The organism is Streptomyces sp. NBC_01006 (genome assembly GCF_045162725.1).
GTDB lineage: Bacteria > Actinomycetota > Actinomycetes > Streptomycetales > Streptomycetaceae > Streptomyces.
Window position 1 is genome coordinate 2,662,925 of the sequence record NZ_CP108700.1, and the last position, 18,077, is coordinate 2,681,001.

11 protein-coding genes are annotated in these 18,077 nt (G+C 70.3%); 4 read left to right on the forward strand and 7 right to left on the reverse strand.

What is annotated here, in order from left to right; all coding sequences use genetic code 11:
* Positions 1-5,355: a pullulanase-type alpha-1,6-glucosidase gene (gene pulA / locus OG509_RS12095; protein ID WP_406182382.1), complete on the reverse strand. Its 5,355-nt coding sequence runs from the start codon at positions 5,353-5,355 to the stop codon at positions 1-3.
* A 116-nt stretch (positions 5,356-5,471) separates the two neighbouring features.
* Complete coding sequence (locus OG509_RS12100) at positions 5,472-7,166, reverse strand: carbohydrate-binding module family 20 domain-containing protein (protein ID WP_406182384.1); 1,695 nt, start codon at positions 7,164-7,166, stop codon at positions 5,472-5,474.
* 445 nt (positions 7,167-7,611) lie between these two features.
* Here OG509_RS12100 and OG509_RS12105 point away from each other — a divergent pair, with 445 nt between their 5' ends.
* The 3 genes from OG509_RS12105 (at position 7,612) to OG509_RS12115 (ending at position 10,259) form a co-directional block, all read left to right on the forward strand.
* A complete protein-coding gene (locus tag OG509_RS12105; protein ID WP_406182386.1) occupies positions 7,612-8,676 on the forward strand; it encodes a gluconolaconase in 1,065 nt (354 codons plus the stop codon).
* A 53-nt stretch (positions 8,677-8,729) separates the two neighbouring features.
* Positions 8,730-9,887, forward strand: a complete 1,158-nt coding sequence (locus OG509_RS12110) for a hypothetical protein (RefSeq protein ID WP_406182388.1) — start codon at positions 8,730-8,732, stop codon at positions 9,885-9,887.
* Positions 9,888-10,007: 120 nt separating this feature from the next.
* A complete protein-coding gene (locus tag OG509_RS12115; protein ID WP_406182390.1) occupies positions 10,008-10,259 on the forward strand; it encodes a hypothetical protein in 252 nt (83 codons plus the stop codon).
* Between the two features lie 86 nt (positions 10,260-10,345).
* On the opposite strand, the gene OG509_RS12120 is transcribed toward OG509_RS12115, so the two are convergent.
* The 5 genes from OG509_RS12120 to OG509_RS12140 all read right to left on the reverse strand — a co-directional run bounded on the left by OG509_RS12120 (position 10,346) and on the right by OG509_RS12140 (position 16,210).
* The gene (locus OG509_RS12120; protein ID WP_406182392.1) at positions 10,346-11,362 is read right to left on the reverse strand and encodes a LacI family DNA-binding transcriptional regulator; all 1,017 of its coding nucleotides are present in this window, start codon (positions 11,360-11,362) and stop codon (positions 10,346-10,348) included.
* Positions 11,350-12,966 (reverse strand): glycoside hydrolase family 13 protein, encoded by a 1,617-nt coding sequence (locus OG509_RS12125; protein ID WP_406182394.1) that lies wholly within the window; start codon positions 12,964-12,966, stop codon positions 11,350-11,352. The genes OG509_RS12120 and OG509_RS12125 overlap by 13 nt, the downstream gene beginning before the upstream one ends.
* A gap of 75 nt (positions 12,967-13,041) precedes the next feature.
* Positions 13,042-13,896, reverse strand: coding sequence for a sugar ABC transporter permease (locus tag OG509_RS12130; protein WP_406182396.1), 855 nt, complete (start codon positions 13,894-13,896; stop codon positions 13,042-13,044).
* A gap of 2 nt (positions 13,897-13,898) precedes the next feature.
* On the reverse strand, positions 13,899-14,927 hold the full coding sequence (locus tag OG509_RS12135) for a carbohydrate ABC transporter permease (protein WP_406182398.1): 1,029 nt from the start codon (positions 14,925-14,927) through the stop codon (positions 13,899-13,901).
* An 8-nt stretch (positions 14,928-14,935) separates the two neighbouring features.
* Complete coding sequence (locus OG509_RS12140; protein WP_406182399.1) at positions 14,936-16,210, reverse strand: extracellular solute-binding protein; 1,275 nt, start codon at positions 16,208-16,210, stop codon at positions 14,936-14,938.
* 233 nt (positions 16,211-16,443) lie between these two features.
* On the opposite strand from OG509_RS12140, the gene OG509_RS12145 reads away from it, so the two are divergent.
* Positions 16,444-18,069 carry a glycoside hydrolase family 13 protein gene (locus tag OG509_RS12145; protein WP_406182401.1) on the forward strand — a complete coding sequence of 542 codons (1,626 nt, stop codon included), beginning with the start codon at positions 16,444-16,446 and terminating at the stop codon, positions 18,067-18,069.
* Positions 18,070-18,077: the final 8 nt, after the last annotated feature.

Genomic DNA, 18,077 nt, shown 5'->3' on the forward strand with positions numbered 1-18,077 from the left:
CTACCGGTTCCGGGTGAAGACCGCGACCGTGCGGGGCGGGGTCGTGAACTCTCCCGTCTTCGCGTCGTACGCCGCCTGCTTGACCGCGGGGTCGGAGCCGGCCGCCTGGACCGGGTGCAGGGCGTAGGCGGTGCCCGCGAGGGCCGGGATGCGCTGGGTCCGGGCGGCGGGGGTGGCGTTGAAGACCACCACCAGGTCCCCGAGGGTCATGGTGATCACCCCCGGGGTCTCGTCCGTGCCGGAGAGCGGGAAGGCCAGCGCCGCCTGGACCGCCTCCGGCGTGGTGAGGGCGAACGCCGGTTCCGTCGTACGGATCCGCAGCAGGTCGCGGTAGGCGGCGGAGGCGCCCGTGATCTCGGCGCAGCCCGGTGCCTTGGCGCCGGCCAGCAGCGGCTTCGCGTAGAGCCACTTGGAGCCGTTGTCGGCGGCCGGGGGCAGGCCGCGCCCGAAGCCGTTGCCCTCGCGGCAGTCCCAGTGGACGGCGTTGAACCAGTCGCCGCTGTCGTACGAGTTGCGGTCCAGCGACTTCGAGCGGAGCAGGTCCGTACCCGCCTGGGAGAGCGAGGGGCCCTGCGAGAGGGTGCCGACGGCCATCGCCAGGACCTGCATCCGGGCCTGGTCCGCGGCCGAGGTGCCCTGCGCCAGCTTGTACGCCAGGGCGTCGGCCAGGGTCTCGTTGTCGTGGGCGTCCGCGTACGCGAGGGCGTCGCCGGGAGCCGCCGCGTACCCGGCCGGGGAGCCGTTGTAGTCCACCTCGGACCCCTTGGTGTGCCGCCCCGCGCTGTCGGTGAAGGCGTACGAGGCGAGGTTGCCGGACAGTCCGACCTTGATCAGGTCCTGGGCCTGCAGCAGCCGCGCCCGCTGCTGGTCCGCGGTGCCGTTCGCGGGCGAGGCGTTCGGGGCCGTGAACAGGCCGGAGGCGAAGCCCTGGACGCGCGGGTCCTCGTCGAAGGGGCCGCCGCCGCGGACGGCGTCGCGCGAGCGGTCCGAGAAGGTGGCGATGCCGGTGCCGGCCATGTTCTTCTGCGTGGCCTGGACGAAGCGGGCGTCATCCGCGACCTCGCCGAAGTTCCAGCCCTCCCCGTACAGGATGATCTTCTTGCCGTCGACTCCGTCCTTGGCGACGGTCAGCGCGTCGAGGGCCTGGCGGACGGCCAGGATGTTCGCCTTCGGGTGGTGGCCCATCAGATCGAAGCGGAAGCCGTCGACCTTGTACTCCTTCGCCCAGGTGACGATCGAGTCCACGACGAGCCGGCCCATCATGGCGTTCTCGGGTGCCGTGTTGGCGCAGCAGGTGGAGTTGGCGACCGAGCCGTCCGCCAGCAGCCGCTGGTAGTAGCCCGGCACGATGCGGTCGAGGACCGACTTGTCGGACTGGCCGGACGCCACGGTGTGGTTGTAGACCACGTCCATGACGGTCCGCAGGCCGGCGCCGTTCAGCGACTGGACCATCCTGCGGAACTCGACCGTACGGGCCGTGCCGTTCGGGTCACTCGCGTACGAGCCCTCCGGGACGGTGTAGTGCAGCGGGTCGTAGCCCCAGTTGTACGCGTCCTTCGCGGCGGCTGCGGCCACGCAGGCCTGCTGCTCGGGCGAGTCCGGCGCGTACACCTTCAGGTCGCAGGCGGGTTCGGTGCGGTCGGAGGCCTTCTCCGGGATCGTGCCGATGTCGAAGGCGGGCAGGAGGTGGACGTACGAGGTGCCGGACGCGGCCAGCGCGCGCAGGTGCTGCATCCCCGCCGAGCCGGTGTCCGTGAAGGCCAGGTACTGGCCGGGGTGGGTGCTCGTACGGTCCGCGACCGAGAAGTCGCGGATGTGGAGCTCCTGGATCTGCGCCGAGGTGAAGGGGACGGGCGCGGGCTTGCGCAGGGCGCGCCAGCCGGGCGGGGCCAGCTTCGGGTCGGCCAGGTCGACGGCCAGGCTGTAGGTGGAATCCGTGGTCAGGGCGGTGGAGTACGGGTCGGTGACGAGGTTGCGGACCATCTGGCGGGTGCTCGGGGCCCACACGGTCACGTCGTAGCGGTAGGGCTTGCCGGTCCAGCTCCGCTCGCCGCGCACCGACCAGACGCCGGTGGTGTCGTCGCGGCGCATGGGGACGGTGCGGCCGTCGAGTTCGAGGGCGACCTGGCGGGCGGTGGGGGCCCAGACGGAGAGGGTGGGGCGGCCGTCCTTGAAGACCGGGCCGAGGGCCGCGGTGTTCGCGTACAGGTCGTCGAGTACGCCGGCGAGCTGGACTCCGGTCGCCGCGAGCACGGCGCCGTTCGCGGCGCGGGCGCTCGCGACGAGCTGGCCGCGCAGGGCCTCGCGTACGCGGTCGCGGTCGCGGGGGTCGACGGAGTAGGCGGAGTCCGTCGCGAGGTGCGGGAACTTCTGCTTCTGGGCGGCGGTGAGTTCGGTCTTGGCCAGGCGCAGCCACGCGGCGCCGTCCGCGTGCAGGACGCCGTTCTCCGCGGTGATCGTGCCCTCGCCGGAGGCGAGGAGCTGGACGGAGGCGGCGGCCGCGGGGGCGTTCCAGGCGAGGGTGGAGCGGTCGATCCAGACGGCCTCGGACTTGGTGAGGTCGAGGGCGGCGGAGGAGCCGGCGGGCTGCGGCAGGAGGTACGGGGCCCGGCCGCCCAGCATCCAGACCTCGTGGCCGGTGGCCTTCAGGTCGAGGGACTGGTCGGAGGGGAGGTCCTTCTCGTCGCCCTTGTGGAGGATGTAGCTCAGGCTGGTGGCGCCGGCCGCGAGCGGGACCTCGTACACGGCGCCGTAGGAGTCGGTGCGGGTGGGCGGCAGCGGCTTGGACCAGTCGGTCGGGGTCGCGGCGCCGGTCCAGACGTGCAGGCCCCAGCCGTCGTAGGCGCCGTCGGCGCGCTGGTAGTGGAGGACGGCCTTGGCCTGGTCCTGGGGCGGATAGGCGGGGCGGTCGGTGGTGGCCGCCTCCTTGCCCTGCTCCAGCCAGACCTCGCCGCTCTTGGTCACGTCGAGGGTGCGGTCGGTGGCGACGTCCTTGTTGCCGTCCTTGTCGATGACGAGGTAGCCGAGGGAGGAGGCGCCGGGCTTGAGGCGGACGTAGGCGAAGGCTCCGTACGCGTCGCGGCCGGTGAAGTCGTGCCCGGCCGGCTGTGCCTTTGACGGAACAGCTTCGCCGTCCGCGAGGTCGCCCCACGCGTACAGCCGCCAGTTCGCGTAGTCGCCGTCGGGGCGGCGGTAGTGGACGACGGCGTAGTCGCGCTGGGTGGCGGTGGGGACCGGGGTGGGCGGGGCCTGGCCGGAGACGGACTCGGTGAGGGCGCTCGCGGTGCGGCCTCGGGAATCGACGACGACGGCCTTGTAGCGCAGGGCCGTGCCGGCGGGCGCGGTGATGTGCTGGGTGACCTTGTACGGGGCGTGGTCGGCGGAGCCGAGGACCTGCCACTTCCCGGTGCCGGTCTGGGCGGCGAAGACGACCCGGTTCAGGCCGCCGCCGGTGACGTCGGCGGAGAGCTCGACGGTTCCGGTGGCGCCGGGGGCAGGGGCTTTGAGGGTCAGGGCGGGCTTGGTGGCGGGGGCGGCGAGGGGGGCGCTGCCTTGGAGGACCACCGAGCCGAGGGCGGGGACGGTGACGGTGAGCTTGCCGGCCGCGGAGGCGCGGAGCAGCGCGGTGCCGCCGTACAGGGTGCGGTACTGGGCGCCGGCCGGGGCGTCGAGCTCTACGGTCCGCGCTTCGGCGGCGTTGTTGGCGGCGACGAGGTACTCGGTACGGGATCCGCGGTCGGTCCGGGCGAAGGCGTAGACGGATCCGTCGGCGAAACGTTCACTCTGGATGCCGTCCCGCAGGGCCGGGTGGTCCTTCGTCAGCTTCGAGAGAGCACTGATCTGCTTGTAGAGCGGGTGTCCCGGATCGTAGGCATCGCTCGCGTGTGTGCGCACCGTTCCGAGCTGGTCGTCGTCCAGGTAGTCGGCGACCCGCGTGCCGAACAGCGGCTGCCGGGCGTCCTTGTCGCCGCCCGCGCCCGTGAACCCCTGCTCGTCGCCGGAGTAGATCACCGGGTTGCCCCGGGAGAAGAACATCAGCTCGTTGGCGAGCCGGTACCGGTCCAGCAGCTCCTGCTCCCCCGCCCCCGGCCGGTCCTGCTTCAGGAAGCTCCCGAAGCGGCCCATGTCGTGGTTGCCGAGGAAGGTGACCTGCTCGTACGCGTTCGCCTTGTCCGTGGTGTACCGGTAGTCGTCGGCCAGTACGGAGCCCAGCCGCGAGGCGCCCGCGCCCTGGGAGGCGTACGCGCGGATCGCGTCCTGGAGCGGGAAGTCGAGGGTGGCGTCGAGGCGGCCCTGCGTCACGTACGGGGAGGTGACGGCGGTGTCGGCGGAGTAGACCTCGCCGAACATGAAGAAGTTCTTCCGGCCGCGCTGGGCCGCGTACTTGTCGAGGGCGGTGGCCCACTGCGTCCAGAACCCGGTGTTGACGTGCTTGACCGTGTCGATGCGGAAGCCGTCGATCGAGAAGTCCTTGACCCACTTCTCGTAGATCTTCTCCATCCCGCTGACGACCTCGGGCCGCTCGGTCCACAGGTCGTCGAGGCCGAAGAAGTCACCCTGGTCGGAGGATTCCCCGGCGAAGGTGGAATCGCCCCGATTGTGGTACATCGTCGGGTCGTTGAGCCAGGCGGGAGCCTTCAGGTTCTTCTTCGCCTCGGGCACGAAGGGGGTCCGCGGGAAGGACTCGGCATCGACGCGCGGGAACTTCCGCTTCCCGTCCGCGTAGTCGGAGTCCTCGAACGGCACCCCGTCCTTCGTCAGATAGGGGAAGGCACCCTTCGACAGGTAAGAGTACGACTGCTCCCGGTAGTCCACGACATCGGCGGTGTGGTTGGTGATGACGTCGAAGAAGACCTTCATCCCCTTCGCGTGCGCCTTGTCGATCAGCCGCTCCAGGTCGGCGTTCGTGCCGAAGTGCGGGTCGACCTGCGTGAAGTCGGTGATCCAGTAACCGTGGTACCCGGCGGAGACGTCGGCCCCCTTCCCCTGCACCGGCTGGTTCTTGAAGATCGGCGCCATCCAGATGGCGGTGGTCCCGAGCCCCTTGATGTAGTCGAGCCGGTCGGCCAGCCCCTTGAGGTCGCCGCCCTGGTAGAAGCCCTTGTCCGTCGGGTCCAGCCCGGTCTCCAGCCGGCTGCCGGTCAGGCCGCCCGTGTCGTTGCGCGGATCGCCGTTCGCGAACCGGTCCGGGAGGACGAAGTAGAACTGGTCCCGGGTCAGGTCGTGCCGCGCGGGCTCGGCGGCCAGTTTCGCGTCCGACGGCGGGGCGGGCGGCGCGGCGGCCGCGGCCGGGAGGGCTGGCAGGAGCGTCACGGCCAGGGCGGCTGCGAGCACTCCTGCGGCGGGGCGTATCAAGGCGGGTCTCCTTGGTTACGTGTCGCGTGGATGAGGGCCGCCCGGCGGATGGCGGGGGTTCGTGAACGCCGGGCGGCCCTGGTCGGTGGGGGTGGGGTGGGTGTGTGGGTGCGGGGTCAGTTGCGCCAGGTGTCGCTGAGCACGGCCTTGCCGCTCGCCGGGACGGTCGCGGTGCGGTTGGCGCCGCTCTCCCAGGTGACGTTCCCCGCGGCGTCCTTGCGTACGTACTTGTACGAGAACGCGGTCCCGGCCGGGAGCGACACGTCCAGCTTCCAGACGGGGTAGGCCGCCGGGTCGAGCTTGAGGGCGCCGGCGGTGTTCCAGCCGCCGAGCTCGGCGCGGTCCCCGGTGACGTAGACGTTCTGCCCGGTGACGGTGGTGGCGTTGACTGCGAAGGCGGCGCCGGCCGCGGCCGTACCACCCGTACACGTACGGGCGTTGACGTGCAGGGCGAGGGCGGTACCGGCCCCGAGGGTGGCGGTGAACTGCCCGGTGGAGTTCACGCTGACGGTGCGCCCGCTCTGGACGTCGCAGTAGTCGCCGGCCGGGAGCGAGCTCTGGAAGGTCCGGGTGAGGGCCGCGGCCTCGTGGTTGATGGCGACGTACGCCTTGGCCCCGCGCCCGAAGGCGATCTGGTCGGCGCCGTTGTCCCACCAGTTGGTGACGGCCTGGCCGCGGGCCGCGTTGCGCAGGCCCACCATGGAGGAGATCTCCCGCCAGGCGTGCTGGCACTTCCACCCGTCGGAGTAACAGGCGCTCACCGAGCCGCCGTTCGGCGGACCGGCGTCCTTGTCGGTCCACTCGTACCCGGAGTGCACGTCGGGGGACCCGTACGGCCAGGCCAGCATGAAGACGCTCGCAAGGGTGTAGGCGGAGCCGTCCTTGTAGTTGAGGGTGTCGCCGACCCGCTCGGTGTCGTGGTTGTCGACGAAGACGGCGGACTGCCCGCTCGGCATGTACCCCCAGGCCTCGCCGAAGTTCTTCAGGTACGCGAGGCTCTCGTTCTGGAAGACCCGCTTGAGGTCCCGGGCGTAGCGGAACTCCTGCACGTCGCCGTTGCCGAGGTACTCGGAGGGCGAGACGGCCTCGCCGGCGCCGTATATCGCCTCCTGCTTCCAGTAGGCGGAGGGGTTCGTCAAGCGGGACTTGATGTTGGCGAGGTCGGCGGCGGGCATGTGCTTGGCGGCGTCGATCCGGAAGCCGTCGACGCCGAGGGACAGCAGGTCGTTCAGATACCCGGCGATCCGCCCGCGTACGTAGTCCTCGCCGGTGTCCAGGTCGGCGAGCTGCACGAGCTCGCAGTTCTGGACGTTGGCCCGGTCCTGGTAGTTGGAGATGGTGGCGCGGCAGTCGTCCATGTCGGAACCCGAGTAGGTCCCCGGGTACCCGTACTTCGTGTACGAAGACCCCCCGGTCCCCACACCGTCGCCGGCGGCCATGTGGTTGATCACGGAGTCGGCTACGACCTTCACCCCGGCGGCGTGGCAGGTGTCGACCATGGCCTTGAAGGCGGCGCGGTCGCCGAGCCGCCCGGCGATCTTGTAACTGACGGGCTGGTACGAGGTCCACCACTGGGGGCCCTGGATGTGCTCCTGGGGCGGCGAGACCTGGACGTACCCGTACCCGGCGGGCCCGAGCGCATCGGTGCAGGCCTTGGCGACGGAGTCGAAGCGCCACTCGAAGAGGACGGCGGTGACGTCCTTGTCGCCGGGCGTCGCCGCGGCGGCCTGCGGCGCCGGGCCGGTGAGGGCGGCTGCGGCAAGTGCGGTGGTGGCGAAAAGAGTTGCAGCTCTGACGGCTCTGGCAGGCATGCGGGGGGCCTCCTGGCGGGAGAGGTGGGGATTGCAGAGACCGTAGGGGCCAGGTAAGAGCGCTGCAAGAGTTTGCGCAAGAGATTGCAGAATTGTTTCCGGGGCGTGTCCTGCCGGACAGGTGGGGCGACCAGCCCCGGACGACCCCGCCCGCACCCGCACTTGCACACTCCCCGACAGCGACACATCCCCGCCACTTCCCGACCGCCCCCGGCCCCGCACCCGCCCCGGGACCACCGATCCGGCCACACCGGACATCCCACACCGCCAGGGGACAGGGCGGTCCGACCCTCACCGAAAAGGTAATCCCCGCAGGTGGAAGGGGGGTTGTCCGGTTCTCACCCCATGACCATTTCCGCTCGATGATCATCTTGCACCAGCCGCGTAGTTTCACCGTGCAACGGAAAGATCATTCATTTCCGCGAATCAGGGAGACCTCAGGTACATGTCGGAGAAAAGCGCGAAGAGTGATGTGGGCAAGGCCTATATCAACGACGTGTTCATGCGTCACCCGCTCACCACGCGGAACCAGGACGAGCTCGAAATCCCGGCCAAGGCCGAAGCCATCCTGGAGCGGAACAACCAGCGGGGCGCGCTGAAGAGGACTCCCGAAGGCGGGGGAGAGCCGATCAGCCCCATCGGGTTCTCGTTGAACAAGAAGCGCTACGGCGATTTTCCCGAGGACGAGAAGACGGCGCAGGAGCGCGGGTGGCGCGCGTTCATGAACATGGGCGTACCGGTCGTCGAGGAGCGGAGCGACATCACGCAGCCCCCGCCGGACATGATCTCCAAGCAGACGTACATCAACGGAACCGACCCCGTCAAAATAACCGTGACGGACACGGTCGAGTTCTCCATATCGAACACCATCAGCTGGTCGCTCCAGGGCGAGGTGAAGCTCACCTTCGGGGCGAAATCCATCGCATCGCTGCAGCAGGAGATGCAGAAGAGCATGGCGATGCAGCAGTACCAGAAGACCACCCTGAAGAACAGCAAGGACAATCAGGGCGTCGACCAGGAGTCCCAGACCGAGGCGACGAGCACGACGACGGCCACGACCACCGCCACGGGCACCGGTGAGCTGTGGGCGGACCTGCTGCTCGGCGTCACCGCCTCCGTCAGCGGTTCGCTGACCACCGAATGGAAACACCAGTCGTCGGTCAGCCTGGAAGTGATGAGCCGGGCGGACGTCATGGCCACGACCCGCCGCCAGGTGAGGCAGTTCGACTACGAATTTCCGGTCACCTTCGGCGGTTGGATCGCCTTGTACTACCCGAAGCCGGTGCAGGTCAGGGGAACTCCCCCGCAGGCCAAGGAGCCGAAGTACTCCCGGGTCGTCGCATGGAAACTCGGCGACTCCGTCGAGGACGGCGGCAACTTCGATCTGGCCGATGAGGGCAAGAGGTTCCTGCAGAAGGGGTCGGCCGAAATCGTGGCCGTCCGCACCGGGGAACACCGGGTCTTCCAGCCCGAGACACTCGACTACGAGAGCCAGAAACAGCCTCTCTGAAAAGGCGACCACCCACCGGGCAGGCCAGAACAGCCACATCAGGAGGAACTCTCGTGTCATTCGGAAACATCTTCGACGGCGGCGGCAGCAGCGCCGACTCCGCCAAACAGTCCGGTGAAGCACTGGGCAAGGACACCCCCGGCGCCGGCGACGTCTCGGAAGCCGTCCGCAAAATGGAGAGCGAGCGCGACCCGTGGATCATGCGTCAGACGGCGCACGGGGCGTTCGACGTCATGGGTTTCCTGGGTCCCCTCTTCCAGAAATTCCATGACGCGTCCGCCGATCAGCGTCAGGTCTCCGAGAACCCCGGTTCGACGTCCGCCATGGCCTCGTCGACCCTGAAGGCGGCCGGACCGCCGAAGGTGAGCATCGGCGAGGACGACATGCCGAAGCTCGAAGACCTGTCGAAGCTCATGGCCACCAGGCGGAGCTTCGCCCTCATCACGACGGGCCTGGGCACGTCCGAGGGCCTCGCGGTGGACCCGTCGCAGAACACGGCGTACGTCGCCGACCGGGGCGGCCAGAAGCTCTCCGCGGTGAAGATCGCCACCGGCGCGCAGCGCGTGGTCGCGAGCGGCCTGGGCGACATCTGCGACGTGAAGCTGGACGGCAAGGGCGCGGCCTACTCCGCCGACCACAGCGGCGCGCGCCTGGTCGCGGTGGACCTGTCCACCGGCACCTCCAGCACGGTCGCCAGTGTCCCGGGCGCGTACGGCCTCGCGCTGGACGGAGCGGGCAAGGCGTACGTCGTCAGCTACACCGAGGGCAAACTCATCGCGGTGGACCTCCGGACCGGGCAGAAGACCACGGTCGCCACCGGCCTGCCGGTCGGCATCTCCGCGGTGGCCCTGGACGGCAAGGGCAAGGCGTACGTCGGCCAGAAGGACTACGGCTACAACGTCTACGAGGTCAACCTGGCCGACGGCGCGAAGCGCCTCGTGACCACCCTCCCCGTGGCGAGCGCCATGCGCATGGAGCTCACCGGCGACGGCAAGGCGTTCACCATCGACCACCTGAACGGCCGCCTGTACGAGATCACCCTGGCCGACGGCTCGCAGCGCGTGGTGGCCAGCGGCCTGGCGACCTGCGAAGGCCTCGCTCTGGACACCGCCAACGGCCAGATCTACGTCAGCAACCGCGAGACCCAGCTCTGGCAGATCACCCAACGCGACACCCAGCCCATGGGCGGCGTGGGCAAGGTCGCGGCGTAGAGAAACGATACATCTGCGGGCATTGGGGTGAACGGCCGTTCCCAGTGGGGGGCGCGGATGGTTGGACTGGGCGACGCGCGGATCGAACAGCGCGTCCCTCCAATGATCCTTAGGGGAGTCATGCGCATTCGTTCTGCTGTCACCGCGTCCGCCCTGGCCGCCGGCATCCTGCTCGGTGGGGCCGGTGGCGCCCTGGCCGACGGGGTCGACATCGACTACTTCAGCGGCGGCCACGCGGCCCGCACGTCGAACTGCAACACGTTCGCCGCGGTGCCGCACAACCTCCCGGCGTTCGCCGGCCCGGTCTACAACTCGTCCTGCGAGAAGACCGGCGAGAAGGACTGGCTGACGGCGCACCACCTCGGCGCCTGATCCCGCGCCCCGCGCCGCAGGGGCGGTCCGACGGCAACGTCGGCCGCCCCTGCGGCGTCCCGGTGGCCGGCGGTCGGTGACCGGCCCTACTCCTGCGGGACCTGGGCCGTCGAGCCCCTCACCACCAGTTCCGGTTGGAAGACGTACTCCGTGCGTTGGACCGGGGTGCCGGCGACCGCCTCCAGGAGGGCTCCCACCGCCGCCGTGGCCATGGCGCGGACCGGCTGGCGGATCGTCGTCAGCGGGGGGTCCGTGAAGGCGATCAGCGGCGAGTCGTCGAAGCCGACCACCGAGACGTCCTCGGGGACGCGCAGGCCCCGCTCGCGGACCGCGCGGATCACGCCGAGCGCCATCGGGTCGCTGCCGCACACGATGCCCGTGCAGCCGCGGTCCAGCAGGGCGCCGCCCGCCGCATGACCGCCCTCCACCGTGAACAGCGTCCGCTGGATCCGGCCTTCCGCCGGAGCCTCCGGCACCGCCGCGACGAACCCCGCCTCCTTGCGGGCCGACGGGACGTACCGCGTCGGCCCTATGGCCAGGCCGATCCGCCGGTGGCCCAGGTCCGCCAGGTGACGTACCGCCATGTCCGCCGCCGCCCGGTCGTCCGGGGAGATGAACGGCGCGTTGATGTGTTCGTTGAAGCCGTTGATCAGGACGAACGGGATGCCCCGCGACGACAGCCGCTGGTAGCGGGACGGGTCCAGCGACGAGTCCGCGTGCAGGCCCGACAGGAAGACGATCCCCGTGACCCCCCGCTCCTCCAGCTGCTCCACCAGCTCGTCCTCGGTGGCCCCGCCCGGCGTCTGCGTGCACAGCACCGGCGTGTACCCGTGGCCGGCCAGCGCCTGCTCGATGACCTGCGCGAACGCCGGGAAGATGGGGTTGGTCAGCTCCGGGATCAGCAGCCCCACCAGCCCGTTGCTGCGGCGGCGCAGCCGTACGGGCCGCTCGTAGCCGAGCAGGTCCATGGCGGCCAGCACCTTGTGCCGGGTACCGGCCGCCACGCCCGCCTTGCCGTTGAGCACACGGCTGACCGTCGCCTCGCTGACCTGGGCCTGCGCGGCGATGTCCGTCAGCCGGAGCGGGGAGGTCACCCCTGCCACCACACCGCCGTGTCGGCGCCCAGGACTCCCGGGTCCGCCGGATCCGCAGCGTCGCCGCTGGCCAGCAGCACCGTCCCGGGCGGGGACATCCGTACGGGCTCCCCCGTCGTGTTGACCGTGCAGACGAAGTCGCCGCGCCGGAACGCCAGCACGCCCTCCGGCGCCTCCAGCCACTCCACCGCGTCGCCCGCGCCCAGGTCGCCGCGCTCCCGGCGGATCCGCAGCGCCGCCCGGTACAGCTCCAGGGTGGAGGCCGGGTCGCCCGTCTGGGCCTCGACGCTCAGCCCCGCCCACTCGGCCGGCTGCGGCAGCCAGCTGCCACCGTCACCGAAGCCGTACGGAGCCTGGTCGCCCGACCACGGGATCGGCACGCGGCAGCCGTCGCGCAGCCCCTCCTGGCCGTTCTCCTTGAAGAAGGAGGGGTCCTGGCGCACCTCGTCCGGGAGGTCGGTCACCTCCGGCAGGCCGAGTTCCTCGCCCTGGTAGACGTACGCCGACCCCGGCAGCGCCAGCATCAGCAGCGCGGCGGCGCGCGCCCGCTCCAGGCTGCCGAAGCGCGTGCGGTGGCGTACGACGTCGTGGTTGGACAGCACCCACGTGGTCGGCGCCCCCACCGGACGCATCGAGTCCAGCGAGTCGTCGATGGTGGCGCGCAGCGCGGCCGCGTCCCATCCCGTGTTCAGGTAGTGGAAGTTGAACGCCTGGTGCAGCTCGTCGGGGCGCAGGTACAGGGCCGTGCGGTCCGCGCTCGGGGTCCAGGCCTCGGCGACGCCGATGCGGTCGCCGGCGTACTCGTCCAGCACCTTGCGCCAGGAGCGGTAGATCTCGTGGACCCCGTCCTGGTCGAAGAAGGGCAGCACCTGGTTGCCGAGCAGCTTGAGCTGCTCGTCGCGGCCGAGGTCGGGCAGGCCGGGGGCCTTGACCAGGCCGTGGGCGACGTCGATCCGGAAGCCGTCCGCCCCGAGGTCGAGCCAGAAGCGCAGGATCGAGCGGAACTCGTCCTGGACGGCGGGGTGTTCCCAGTTGAAGTCGGGCTGCTCGGGGGCGAAGAGGTGCAGGTACCACTCCCCGTCCGGCACCCGGCTCCACGCCGGGCCGCCGAAGATCGACTCCCAGTCGTTCGGCGGCTCCGAGCCGTCGGCCCCCTGCCCCGGGCGGAAGTGGAAGCGCTCGCGCAGCGGGGTGCCGGGCCCTTCCCGCAGCGCCTGCTTGAACCATTCGTGCTGGTCGGAGCAGTGGTTGGGGACGAGGTCCACGATGATGCGCAGGCCCAGCCCGTGCGCCTCGCGGATCACGGCGTCGGCGTCGTGCAGGGTGCCGAACATGGGGTCGATGGCCCGGTAGTCGGCGACGTCGTAGCCGGCGTCGGCCTGCGGGGAGGCGTAGAAGGGGCTGAGCCAGACGGCGTCTACGCCCAGCTCCTTGAGGTAGGGCAGACGGCTGCGGATGCCTTCGAGGTCCCCCATGCCGTCCCCGTTGGAGTCGGCGAAACTGCGCGGATAGACCTGGTAGATCACCGCTTCTCTCCACCAGCCGGGCCGGGTGCCGGTGGTGGTGGGAAGGCCACTGTCCGAAGTCAGTGCGTCGGCGAGGTGCTGGGTCATGTCGTCCTTGGAGAGATCGGGCCGGGGGTGAGAGGGGGCAGGCAGGGTGGTCGGCCCTGGGTCGCGGGAGGGGCGTCAGCCCTTGGTCGCGCCTGCCGTCATCCCGGCGACGAGGTGACGCTGGGCGAAGAGGAAGAAGATGGCCGCCGGGATGGCGATGAGCACGGAAGCGGCGCTCATCGCACCCCAGTTGGAGGTGTACTGCGTGACGAAGGTCTGCAGGCCCCCGGCGAGGGTGAGGTGTTCGTCGCCGACCATGAAGGCGGAGGCGTACGCGACCTCGCCCCAGGCGGTGATGAACGAGTAGAAGCCGGTGACGGCGAGGCCGGGCTTGGCCAGCGGCAGGATCAGGCGCCAGAAGGTGCCGAAGGGGTTCAGCCCGTCGACGCGGCCGGATTCGTCGATCTCGATCGGGATGGTGTCGAAGAACCCCTTCATCATCCAGGCGCAGAACGGCACGGCGATGGTGAGGTACGTGATGATCAGCCCGAGCGGCTGGTTGAGCAGTCCGAGCTGTCCCATGAGGTTGTAGAGCGGGACGATCAGGATGGCCATCGGGAACATCTGCGTGATGAGCAGGGTCCACATCAGCGGCTTCATGCCGGGGAACTTGAACCGGCTGACGGCGTAGCCGGTGGTGGCGGCGATGAACACACCGAGGACGGTGGTGATGCCCGCCACCAGCACGGAGTTGCCGAACCAGGTGAAGAAGGAGGTCGACTCCACCAGGTAGCGGTAGTTCTCCAGAGTCGGTTCCTTCACGAAGTCCGTGGAGATGGCGTGTTTCGCGGGCTTGATCGAGGTCAGCAGGACCCACAGCACCGGGAAGACGGCGATCACGGACGCCACGATCAGGGTGACGTGCAGTGCGGCGGAGGCGAGCGGGGAGCGCTCGCCCCGCTTGCGTACGGGAACGTTGGTCGTCGTCACGGTCACCACACCTCTCCCTGCTTGCGCAGCGAGCGCCGGTAGACCAGCGCGAAGATCATGAGCAGGGCGAGGATGAGCACGCCCCAGGTGGCCGAGCCCGCGAAATCGCGCGGGCTGGCCACGAAGGCCTCCCGGAAGGCCTGGGTCACCAGGATCTCGGTGGAGTCTCCCGGTCCGCCCCGCGTCAGCAGGAAGATCACCGGGAACATGTTGAAGGTCCAGATGGTGGAGAGCAGGATCACCGTCATGCTCACCGACCGCAGCCCGGGCAGGGTGATGTGCCGGAACCGCTGCCAGGCCGTGGCGCCGTCCATCTCGGCGGCCTCGTACAGCTCCGCCGGGATCGACTGCAGCCCGCCGAGCAGGGCGACCATCATGAAGGGGACGCCGAGCCAGACGTTGACGGCGACGACCGAGAACTTCGCCCACGTCGGGTCGTCGAGCCACGGGATCGCCGAAATGCCGCCACCGTCGAGGATCTCGTTCAGGATGCCGCTGTCGCGGTTGAACAGGAACCGCCAGGCGAAGACGGAGACGAAGCCGGGAACGGCCCAGGGCAGGATGAGCGCCATCCGGTAGGCGGCGCGGCCCCGGAACTCCCGGTTCAGCATGTTGGCCAGGGCCAGTCCGAGCGTGAAGGTGATCGACACGCACAGGACGGTCCACACCACCGTCCACACCAGCCGCTGCAGGAACACCGGGTCGGCCAGGACGTCCGCGTAGTTGTCGAGGCCGACGAACTTGTACGTGGCCTCGATGTGGTTGGCGCCGATGGTACGGGCGACGTTGCGCTCGTTGGCGTCGGTCAGCGACAGGTAGACGCCGCGGGCGAGCGGCCAGCCGATGATCACGCCGAGGACGAGCACCACCGGGGCGATCATGGCCCAGGCGTACCAATGGGTGGCGAGGGCGCGCCCCAGGCCACCGCGTTTCGCGTTGTCAGTCCTGCGGCTCCGGCCGCGGGCCGCGACGGAGTCTTCCCCGTCGCCGCCCGCGGCCTTCGCCACCGACTGGCTGGTGTGAGCAGCCATCGTCTTGTCTACTTCCAGCCCTTGAGGATCTTGCGGAACTCGACGCCGGCCGCCTTGGCCGCGTCCTCCGGGCTGGAGGCCCCGGTGATCGCCTTGGTGTACTCGACCTTCAGCGGCTCGAAGAGGGAGCCGTTCTCCGGGATCCAGGCGCGCTCGACGGCCTTGTCCACGGCCGGCTTGAAGAACTGGACCATCTCGCTGGACTTGACGTCCGGCTGCTCGTACGCGGCGGTCCGGGTCGGGAGCAGGCTGAGCTCCTTGGTGGACTGCACCTGCACGTCCTGCGAGGTCATGTACTCGACGAAGGCGTGCGCGGCGGCGCGGTTCTTCGACCCGGCGTAGACGGCGAGGTCGTGGCCGCCCTGCGGGGCGCCGGCCTTGGCGGAGCCGGCCGGAACGGCAGTGACGCCGAGGTTGGCCTTGTCCTTGAACTGGTCACCGGCGTAGGTGTCGGCGACGGCCCACGGACCGTTGATCATCATCGCGGCTTCGCCCGACTTGAAGGCGGTCTGCATGTTGGTCCAGCCGTCGGTGGCGTTGGTGATCGCCGCACCCGAGGTGACCAGGTCGCGGGCGGTCTTGAACGCCTTGACGCCGGCCGGGTTGTCGACGGTGACCGTCTTGTTCTTCGCGTCGACGAGGTCGCCGCCCTCTCCGTAGATGAGCGGCAGGAACCAGTACGAGTCGTCGCCGCGCAGGTAGAGGCCGGCCTTGCCGCTCTTCGCCTTGATCGCGGCGGAGGCGGTCTTCAGCTCCTCCAGGGTCTTGGGGGGCTGGACGCCGGCGTCGGCGAGCATCTTCTTGTTGTAGAAGAGGCCGAGGGTGTCGATGACCTGCGGGACTGCGTAGGTCTTGCCCTCGTACTTGCCGCTGGCCGCGGCCTGCGGCAGGAACTCTGCGTCGACCTTCTTGGCCGTCTCGGCCGGGACCTCGTCGAGGTAGCCGAGCGAGGCGAAGTCGGCGACCCAGCCGACGTCGGCGCGGATCACGTCAGGGGCTTCGGAACCGCTGCTGAAGGCGTTCTTGACCTTGTTCTGCGCGTCGCCGTACGGGACGTTGACGTACTTGACGGTGACCTTCGGGTGCTTCGCGGTGAACGCCTCGGCGATCTTCTGGAAGCTGGCCTTCTCGGCGTCGTTCGAGGTGTCCCACCACGTGACCGTGCCGGAGAGCTCCCCGCCGGCCTTGGTCTCGCCGCCGCCGTCCTTGGTGTCACCGCCGCAAGCCGTCGCCGCGAGCGCCAGGGTCGCGACCAGCGCGGTGGCCGCTATGCCACGCCGCATATGAACTCCTTCGATGATCCCGGCCGCGCCCTCGCGGTCCCGAGTTGCAGGGAACGTAACAAGCCTGAAAGCCGACCGAAAGACCTTGCGGCAATTTTCTGCAAGAGACGGTGATCGTTACATCCGTGTGTCCGGACGGTTGCCGCAGCTTGCTGTTCGTTCGAACGTCCTTCGGGTGTGCGGGCCCGCAACCAGGCCGCAACCAGGGGGCATGTACGCGCGTTGACCCCGATATGACCCATGAGCTGACCGCCTCCCGGCTTGCAAGCGCTTCCAGCAACGCCACCGCAAGCGGACGCTGGTGGCGCGATGCCGTCATCTACCAGGTGTACGTACGGTCCTTCGCGGACAGCGACGGCGACGGCATCGGCGACCTCCAGGGGGTGCGCTCGCGCCTGCCCCACCTGGCCCGGCTCGGGGTCGACGCCGTGTGGCTCACCCCCTTCTACGTCTCCCCCCAGGCCGACGGCGGCTACGACGTCGCCGACTACCGCGCCGTCGACCCCCTCTTCGGGGACCTCTCCGACGCCGACGAGCTCGTCCGGGCCGCCCACGCGCTGGGCCTGCGGGTCATCGTGGACGTGGTGCCCAACCACACCTCCGACCGGCACACCTGGTTCCGGGAGGCCCTCGCCCACCCCGCGGCCGGGGCCCGGGCCCGGTACCACTTCCGCCCCGGCCGCGGACCCGGCGGGGAGCGCCCGCCCAACGACTGGGAGTCCGTCTTCGGCGGCCCCGCCTGGACCCGCACCCCCGACGGCGCCTGGTACCTGCACCTCTTCGCGCCCGAGCAGCCCGACCTGAACTGGGAGCACCCCGAGGTCGCGGAGGAGTTCGCCTCCGTCCTGCGCTTCTGGCTCGACCTCGGCGTCGACGGGTTCCGCATCGACGTCGCCCACGGCATGGTCAAGGCCCCCGGCATGCCCGACATCGGCCGCGGCGCCCAGGCCACCCTGATCGGCACCGAGCCGCTCCCCTTCTTCGACCAGGACGGCGTGCACGCGATCCACCGCTCCTGGCGGCGGCTGCTCGACTCCTACGAGGGCCCGCGCATCGGCGTCGCCGAGGCCTGGGCGCCGACCTCCGAGCGGCTCGCCCTGTACGTGCGGCCCGACGAGCTGCACCAGGCCTTCAACTTCCGCTTCCTGAACTGCCCGTGGGACACCCGCGCGATGCGGACCGTCATCGACGAGTCCCTGGCCGCCACCGCCTCCGTCGGAGCCCCCACCACCTGGGTGCTGTCCAACCACGACGTCGTACGCCATGTCACGCGGTACGGCGGCGGCGCACAGGGCCTGGCCCGTGCCCGGGCCGCCGCGCTGCTGATGCTCGCCCTGCCCGGGTCCGCGTACCTCTACCAGGGCGAGGAGCTCGGCCTGCCCGAGGTCGCCGACCTCCCCGACGCCCTGCGCCAGGACCCCGCCTTCCTCCGCTCCGCCGGGCAGGACGGGCTGCGCGACGGGTGCCGGATCCCGCTGCCCTGGTCCGGCGAGCAGCCCCCGTACGGGTTCGGGCCGGCCGGCAGCTGGCTCCCGCAGCCCGCCGACTGGGCCCCCCTCAGCGTCGCCGCCCAGACCGGCGACCCGCACTCCACCCTGGAGCTGTACCGCGCCGCCCTGGAGCTGCGCCGCGCGCTGCCCGGCCTCGGCTCCCCCGACGCGGGCCCGCTGACCTGGCTGCCCGCGCCCGAGGGCGTGCTCCTCTTCACCCGGCCCGGGTTCGCCTGCACCCTCAACAGCCGCTCCGAGCCGCTGGAACTCCCCTCGCCGGGACGCCCCGTACTCTCCAGCGCTCCGGTCGAGACGGACGGCCGGACCGTGCTCCTGCCGCCCGATGCGTGCACATGGTGGGCTTTGTGAGCCCGGGA

Excerpts from the sequence above, each read along its gene's own strand:
- OG509_RS12100 (WP_406182384.1), bottom strand. The coding sequence starts at position 7,166 with ATGCCTGCCAGAGCCGTCAGAGCTGCAACTCTTTTCGCCACCACCGCA.
- OG509_RS12105 (WP_406182386.1), top strand. The coding sequence starts at position 7,612 with ATGTCGGAGAAAAGCGCGAAGAGTGATGTGGGCAAGGCCTATATCAAC.
- OG509_RS12115 (WP_406182390.1), top strand. The coding sequence starts at position 10,008 with ATGCGCATTCGTTCTGCTGTCACCGCGTCCGCCCTGGCCGCCGGCATC.
- OG509_RS12125 (WP_406182394.1), bottom strand. The coding sequence starts at position 12,966 with ATGACCCAGCACCTCGCCGACGCACTGACTTCGGACAGTGGCCTTCCC.
- OG509_RS12135 (WP_406182398.1), bottom strand. The coding sequence starts at position 14,927 with ATGGCTGCTCACACCAGCCAGTCGGTGGCGAAGGCCGCGGGCGGCGAC.
- OG509_RS12140 (WP_406182399.1), bottom strand. The coding sequence starts at position 16,210 with ATGCGGCGTGGCATAGCGGCCACCGCGCTGGTCGCGACCCTGGCGCTC.
- OG509_RS12145 (WP_406182401.1), top strand. The coding sequence starts at position 16,444 with ATGACCCATGAGCTGACCGCCTCCCGGCTTGCAAGCGCTTCCAGCAAC.